At 45.9% G+C, this 7,178-nt stretch carries 9 protein-coding genes; 6 read left to right on the forward strand and 3 right to left on the reverse strand.

Features of this window, described 5'->3' with window-relative positions; translation table 11 throughout:
• The 3 genes from HMPREF9304_RS11140 to HMPREF9304_RS11150 form a co-directional block, all read right to left on the reverse strand.
• Positions 1-334: YWFCY domain-containing protein (locus HMPREF9304_RS11140; protein ID WP_036929166.1), on the reverse strand; the 334-nt coding region annotated here is incomplete at its 3' end.
• Positions 335-414: 80 nt separating this feature from the next.
• Positions 415-1,695, reverse strand: a complete 1,281-nt coding sequence (gene mobB, locus HMPREF9304_RS11145) for a conjugal transfer protein MobB (protein WP_036929169.1) — start codon at positions 1,693-1,695, stop codon at positions 415-417.
• Positions 1,692-2,105: a plasmid mobilization protein gene (locus HMPREF9304_RS11150; protein WP_036929171.1), complete on the reverse strand. Its 414-nt coding sequence runs from the start codon at positions 2,103-2,105 to the stop codon at positions 1,692-1,694. The genes mobB and HMPREF9304_RS11150 overlap by 4 nt, the downstream gene beginning before the upstream one ends.
• Positions 2,106-2,695: 590 nt before the next feature.
• Here HMPREF9304_RS11150 and HMPREF9304_RS11155 point away from each other — a divergent pair.
• From HMPREF9304_RS11155 to HMPREF9304_RS11180, 6 genes are all read left to right on the forward strand, one after another.
• Positions 2,696-3,499, forward strand: coding sequence for a nucleotide-binding protein (locus tag HMPREF9304_RS11155; protein WP_036864573.1), 804 nt, complete (start codon positions 2,696-2,698; stop codon positions 3,497-3,499).
• Positions 3,486-4,010 carry a DUF3408 domain-containing protein gene (locus HMPREF9304_RS11160; protein WP_036929173.1) on the forward strand — a complete coding sequence of 175 codons (525 nt, stop codon included), beginning with the start codon at positions 3,486-3,488 and terminating at the stop codon, positions 4,008-4,010. Before HMPREF9304_RS11155 ends, HMPREF9304_RS11160 begins: the two co-directional genes overlap by 14 nt.
• Positions 4,007-4,780 (forward strand): hypothetical protein, encoded by a 774-nt coding sequence (locus HMPREF9304_RS11165; protein ID WP_036929176.1) that lies wholly within the window; start codon positions 4,007-4,009, stop codon positions 4,778-4,780. Before HMPREF9304_RS11160 ends, HMPREF9304_RS11165 begins: the two co-directional genes overlap by 4 nt.
• 163 nt (positions 4,781-4,943) lie before the next feature.
• Positions 4,944-5,246 (forward strand): DUF4134 domain-containing protein, encoded by a 303-nt coding sequence (locus tag HMPREF9304_RS11170; RefSeq protein WP_004354999.1) that lies wholly within the window; start codon positions 4,944-4,946, stop codon positions 5,244-5,246.
• Positions 5,247-5,248: 2 nt separating this feature from the next.
• A complete protein-coding gene (locus HMPREF9304_RS11175; protein ID WP_036927668.1) occupies positions 5,249-5,584 on the forward strand; it encodes a DUF4133 domain-containing protein in 336 nt (111 codons plus the stop codon).
• Positions 5,581-7,178, forward strand: a 1,598-nt coding sequence (locus HMPREF9304_RS11180) for a TraG family conjugative transposon ATPase (protein ID WP_036927670.1), incomplete at its 3' end; no start/stop codon positions are given. The genes HMPREF9304_RS11175 and HMPREF9304_RS11180, both read left to right, overlap by 4 nt.

The raw sequence follows: 7,178 nt of genomic DNA on the forward strand, positions 1-7,178 counted from the left end.
GCCACCAGTTGAGAAAGAAAAAGACAAAGCCTGAGAAAAGCACCGTCCAAATCTTTGGCCACGTGATTTTCTCCTCCTTCACGCCCTTTGTCCCAAGACAGGATAAGGCAAGGAACACCACACAAAAGAGTTTCGTCCAAAGGATGGAAGAGAACAATCCCGTGGTGCGCTGGAAATTCATCAGTATCTTATCAATGATTCCAAGCGTAAAACCCCAGACATAAAAAGCCTCGTAGCAGAACCAATAACAATTTATCAAGAGGAATATCACCGATATACCCCGCATAAAATCCATGACTTTACCTAATGCCCTTAAATCATCCTCCTGTGCCATAATTGTATTGTTTTGGGAGCCTCCCCCGTCCCCTCCAAAGGAGGGGAGAAAGAAATGCCTATTTATTGAATGAGTTTATATTAATGTTTTCTACGTCTAAGATTTACCTTACTTTGTCTGCGAAGTTTACGCTGCCATGCCGCTTCCTTCCAATCATCGTTGCCCGATGAAGAGAAGGATTCTCCCACCATATCGTCGATAAGTTCATCGACCAGGTTGTCGCTTTCCTCTGTGTCTTGCTGTAATGATTGTGTGTTATTTGTCTGCTCATGGCTAACAGATGGACTACCATAGAGCGATTCATCCAAGAATGGATTGTGTGCTGGATTAGATAGATATGCGTTGAATACATTAGCAGCATATCCCTTGCCCAATCGGGAGCCGTTGAGCGCAATTCCCTCTTTATCGTCAATAAAGGTAATGCCATAGATACGACCGCTTTCGTTCTTTCGGATAAACACACGCAAGCCTTGTTCTTCCAATCTTTGTCGAAGTTCTTCCTCTGTCTTTGGAGAGGTACGCATTGTTTGTAACACCTTGTTCCTTATGGTTGGTATCAGTGGTTTGATGGTTTGCTTCGACTTCTGTATCCTGTCCTGTATGGCAGTATAGCCCACACCACGGCCGATGTCTGAGGCATGGATGGGTGTGCTTACCTTGTTACCTTTATCATCAGTCGGAACATAGACAAGTCCATCGTAATTCTTTCCCCGAAACTCCGTCTTTACTTCTTCTACAGCAAGGTTATATTTGCCCAAAATGGCGTTCAGTTCGCCCAAAGAACAGAAACGATAATGTTTCATCACCATGCGAAGAATACTTGCTACCTGCTCCTTAATGTTTCTTTGGGTGGTATCAATCTTGGGCGTTTCTTTCATCGCCTTGTCAGTAACTTTTGAACTTGGAATGAGACCAAATTTCCTTTCCAAGGTATCAGTAATTTTCTTGCTTCTTCGCTTTTCAAATTTGTCGTTGATTTTCTTTCCCTCTCCGTTCACTCGAAGCGACACGATATGTATATGCTCGCGAGCAATGTCACTATGCTTGAACACGATGTAGGGTTGCTTGCCATAGCCGAGTGCCTCCATATACTCCTTGGCAAGCTGCATAAGCGTTTCATCGGATAGTTTTTCGTCCGGGTGCGGATTGAGGGAGCAATGGAACACCATCTTCTTGGTACGACAGTTCTTCGGTATCAATGCCTCCATATCAGCAAGCACGTCCTCCATCGTATAACGTCCTTCCTTGCTCTGATACAATTCAGCGGCAAGAAGAATATTCGCTTCTCCTTTTTCAACCTTTTTGAAGTTGTAGCCGAGTGCCCCTCCAAGGTTTTCCGTACTTGAAATCTTCGCTATCATTTCTTGCGGTAATCTATGGTAAGACGGATAGCCTGTTCCTGCAAGGCAATGATTTGAGCCGAGAGTTTCTCCAATTTTTCAAGAAGAATCTGTGCGGTTTTTACGCTGTGATAACTGTTGATGGCACGCACGGTCTGGTTATAGAGTACGCCAATCTTATGGACTTGTGCTGTCAGTTCGGAGAGTTTCCGATAGTATTCCACTGCGGATTTATCCACCGTAATGACCTTGAAACTCTCTCCAAGAATACGCCCACGCACAAAATCCGACTTGGTTTCTGCGCCCGAACGCTGAAACAAATCAATCGCCCGTTGCTGGTCTTTCGGGTTAGGAAGACGCACATGCCAGTTGTCCCAACGCGGCTTTTCTGCAGTTTTTCGTTCTGAACCGTGTTCCGTTTCCTTTTTCATATCTGTTTTATCTTCTAATTACGACTTTGGAGGAATTTATCTCCCCTTCGGGGCAAGGGTCTTTGTGGTACAACTGTAAGTTTGTGTTACAAAGACACACCTTGCCAATATCAAGAGATGATGCAATAGAAGCATCCACCTTTCAGGGTGTCTGTTTCAAAGAATACATCTCTATATCTTCTATCTGCCTGCAAAGTTACGGCAGATTTTCAAATATCTCATTATCAGCGACATTCACTCTTTTTCCTTTCATTTCCCTGCATTTCACAGGCGTCATAAAATCAGCCGAAATATCATTTATTTTGCAGTCAGAACGAGCGAACAATGGTATGATGTCACAAGCAAAAGACATATCATATTACTGTCTGCTTGCACCAAAGATAATAAGAAGGAACAATACATATTCATAACAATTTATTGTCATGACAAACTATTGTCAGTACAACAGATTGTAAGAACTCGAAATCGTTCTTTAGGACTATCGTATGAACCAAATGTAGTCAAAACAAACTGTCTGCTAATAACTCTTAAGAATAAAAGAACATCCAAACATCAAATAGACAAATAATATAAACTAAGAAATTATCATTATGGAGAACAAACAACAACACCCCCTCTTTCTGGGGTTCTCCTCGCAAAAGGGAGGAGTGGGAAAAAGTACGCTTGCCGAAATCATAAGTAGCATCCTTTTCTATGAGAAGGATGTCAATCTCTTCGTGGTGGACTGCGACTTGTCACAGGATTCCTTTTACAAGCTCAGGGAGCGAGAGAAGAGTGTCATTCAGAAAAGCGAGGAACTGTCAAGGTCGATGGAAGCGTATTTTCAGACATTCGGTAAACAAGCATACCGAATTTACAAGTCCGCCCCCCGTGATGCGGTCAAAACAGCCAGTAACCATATCGAGAGACTCCATGACGAGGAGTTTCAGGTGGTCGTGTTCGACTTCCCCGGTCATGCAGGAACCTCTGAGCTGATGGAGCTGTCCCTTCAGATGGACTATATCCTTTCTCCGCTTGAAGCCGACATCCAGTCCTTGGTCTCATGTCTGGCATACGCCAAGACTATCACGGACATTGGAGTTTCTATGTCCGATTCCCGGATAAAGGACATCATACTGTTTTGGAACAAGGTGGACAGAAGGGTAAGGAACGTCATCATCGACGAATACACGAAATTCATCAACGAGCAGCAAATCACGCTCCTTCCCGGCTATGTATATGCCATGCACCGCTTCTCCCACGAACTTTCCACATACGGGCTACGAGGAGTGTTTCGCTCCACCTATCTGCCTCCCGCAAAGGGGTTGAGAATAGGCACAGGAGTGGATGAGCTCATATCAGATTTGATACAACGTCTCAAACTAAAAACGAAATCAGAAAATGGCAACGATTGAGGAAAGAAAGCAACAGCTGGAAAACAAGCTGAAGAAAATGGCAGAGGACAACGTCGTTGTGGAACCAGCAACGACTCCCAACTCCTTCGACCCGACCGATGAAGCTGCGCCTTTGCCTGAAACATCACGAGAGGAGGAAAGAACCCAGAAAGAGGCAAAGACGCTAAAAGAGAAATTTGCAGAAAAAACCGATGAGGAAACTGGGGAGACAAGGGATAAGGAAACAAGAAAAGAAAGTAATCCGAGAATGGAAAAGCCCATCAGGCTATCCCTTTCCATCGAGGAGTACCGTTCCCTGTACTTTCGTCCCGTCCGTTCCCAAATGCGGACAGCCTTCTCTATAAATCTGGAAACGCTGCAGAATCTGCGCAACGTATTGCAGGACTTGGGGGAGCGTGTCTCCATAGCCGCATATATTGACAACATCCTTCGGGAACACCTGCGTGAACATTTGGAATTGCTCAACAGTGCGGCAGCAAAGCAAAGACGCAAGACAACTATAACACTATGATGGAAACAATACTTTTCAGTTTTATACTGATACTCATCATCATTTGGATAATGCTGGGTATCCTGTACTTCTATATGCGGTATGTATCTCCGTATGGCGTCCTTATCAAAAGAAATAAAAAGTGCAATGAGCAGACTAAGCAGAATGAAGCGACGAAGGAAAAAGACGGACAAAAAGGAGAAGGAACAGAAGAGCAAGCCGAGTTTGTACTGATTGGCAAAAGCCGTTCCATTTCCCCTATTATCCCACAAGCTCCCTCTGCTTCATCATCTGAAAATTCAAAGCAGAATAGTAATAATTTTGCACCTCAGAACTCCGAAAAGAAAGAGGACATGAAGGAAGAGGATAACGAGATGGAGGTTAGCTACGAGATGGAAAGAGAGGACGAAAACGAGGTTGCTCGCGAGGAGCTGAGTCTGCCCATTGAGTCCGCATCTGAAGATGGCGAGGTATCCAGTCAATCTATCCTCGCACGTGACTTAGGTCGCATGAGAAAGTGGCGTAAGAACAGTGATGAGGTAGATGATGCCGAAGTCAAGGAAATTGTCGGTCAACTTAAAGGCACTGACTTTATGGAGAAATACAAGGAGTATGTCGCCAAAATGCAAGGTGAGCAGTCCANCCTGCTGGATAAAATCCGAAGCGCAGAGGAAGGAGAAGAGCAGACAGATGAATTGTCCACTTTCGATGCCTCCAGAAAGAACTCTTCTGACAATATGATGACGGAAACTGACGATATGGGCGAGCGTCCACTGTCATATTATCTGTAAACTAATGTTCTTACTCATATTATAAAATTGTAAAGTGATGCGGGGGTGGCTCAAAAGTAAAACAATCTGCCAATATCTGTCATACGATAAAACCGAGCTACCCCTTGCCACTTTCACCCTAAAAAGAAAATAATTTGTTTAACAACTTAAAATAAAAACAGCAATGAACAACAAAAAGAAAATCACAATGCTGCTCCTGATGGCTGCCGCCACCGTAGGAGCTTATGCGCAGGGCAATGGAATGGCGGGTATCAATGAAGCCACCAAGATGGTGACCAGTTATTTCGATCCCGGCACAAAACTCATCTATGCCATCGGTGCCGTGGTGGGCTTGATCGGAGGAATAAAGGTCTATAACAAGTTCAGTTCGGGCGACCCCGATACGAGCAAGACCGCAGCCTCTTGGTTCGGTGCGTGCATCTTCCTCATCGTGGCGGCAACCATCCTACGTTCTTTCTTCTTGTAACAATGGCGAGTTGGGAAATCAACAAAGGTGTAGGTCGGACGGTGGAGTTCAAGGGCTTGAAGGCACAGTATCTTTTCCTCTTTGCGGGAGGCTTGCTTGCCGTCTTCATTCTCGTGGTCATTCTCTATCTCTGCGGAGTGAGCCAGATAGCCTGTCTGGTCATAGGCATAGTGGGTGCCACCCTCGTGGTGTGGCAAACGTTTGCCATGAACCGAAAGTATGGGCAATACGGACTCATGAAAAAGGGAGCCGTGAGAATGCACCCACGCTACCTCGTGAACCGCCGGACGGTCTATCACCTTATCTGTAACCTTCAACCCAAAAGAAAGAAGCAATGAGAAACAACAGTAAGATAAGTACCTTGGAGTCGAAGTTTCCACTGCTCTCCGTAGAGCAGGGGTGCATGGTGAGCAAAGATGCTGACATCACGGTGGCTTTCCGTGTGGAGCTGCCCGAACTCTTTACCGTTACCTCAACAGAATACGAAGCAATGCACTCTGCTTGGCATAAGGCAATCAAGGTGCTACCCAATTACAGCATCGTACACAAACAGGACTGGTTTATTAAGGAGGACTATCAAGGTAAACTCTCCGATGGCGGACTGAGTTTCCTTGCCCGTTCCTCTGAACGGCACTTCAACGAACGTCCGTATCTACACCACTCGGTCTATCTCTTCCTTACCAAGACGAACAAGCAGCGTATGGCACAGCAGAGCAACTTTTCTTCGCTCTGCCGTGGACACCTATTGCCCAAGGAGATCACCAACAAGGATGAAGTGATGAAGTTCATGGAAGCCGTCGATCAATTCGAGCGTATCATCAACGATACCGAACAGATAAGGATTACCCGCATGACGGAAGAAGAGCTGGTTGGCACAAATGAAAAAGGAGGATTGCTCGACAGGTATTTCTCTTTATCTGAAGAAGGGCATTCGTCTTTGGAGGACATCCGTCTGGGCGCAGACCTTGTGCGTGTGGGCGACAATATGCTTTGTCTACACACACTCTCCGACACGGATGACCTGCCGACAGCGGTCAGCACGGACAGCCGATATGAGCGGTTATCCACCGACCGCTCGGATTGCAGGTTGTCCTTTGCCGCTCCCGTGGGCTTGATGCTGCCGTGCAACCACATCTATAACCAGTATATCTTCATCGAAGACAGCGACGCCAACTTGGAACGCTTTGAAAAGCAGGCAAGAAATATGCACTCGCTGGCACGCTACAGCCGTAGCAACCAAATCAACGAGGAGTGGATACAGGAGTATCTCAATATTGCCCATTCACAGGGACTGACCTCCATCCGTGCCCACTTCAACGTACTGGCATGGAGTAGCGATAAGGAAGAACTTCGCCAGATCAAGAATGACGTGGGCTCTGCACTTGCTCTTATGGAATGCCACCCACGCCACAATACCATTGATGCGGCAACGCTCTACTGGGCAGGCATTCCCGGCAATGCCGCAGACTTTCCGGCAGAAGAGTCGTTCTATACTTTCATCGAGCCTGCCCTCTGCTTCTTTACGGCAGAAACAAACTATAAGGATTCGCTCTCTCCCTTCGGCATCAAGATGGCTGACCGCCTTTCTGGAAAACCTATTCATCTGGATATATCGGATTTGCCAATGAAAAAGGGAGTCATCACCAACCGTAACAAATTTATCTTGGGTCCTTCGGGTAGTGGTAAGTCTTTCTTTACCAACCACATGGTACGCCAGTATTACGAGCAGGGGGCGCACGTCCTCTTGGTTGATACGGGAAACTCATATCAGGGCTTGTGTGAACTTATCCACCGCAAAACCAAGGGTGAGGACGGGGTCTATTTCACCTATACTGATGCACATCCTATCTCTTTTAATCCTTTCTATACCGATGACAATTTCTTCGATGTAGAGAAAAGGGAGAGTATCTGCACGCTGCTGCTTACACTTTG

Origin of the sequence: Hoylesella timonensis S9-PR14, from assembly GCF_000762405.1 — a bacterium.
Classification (GTDB): Bacteria; Bacteroidota; Bacteroidia; order Bacteroidales; family Bacteroidaceae; genus Prevotella; species Prevotella timonensis_A.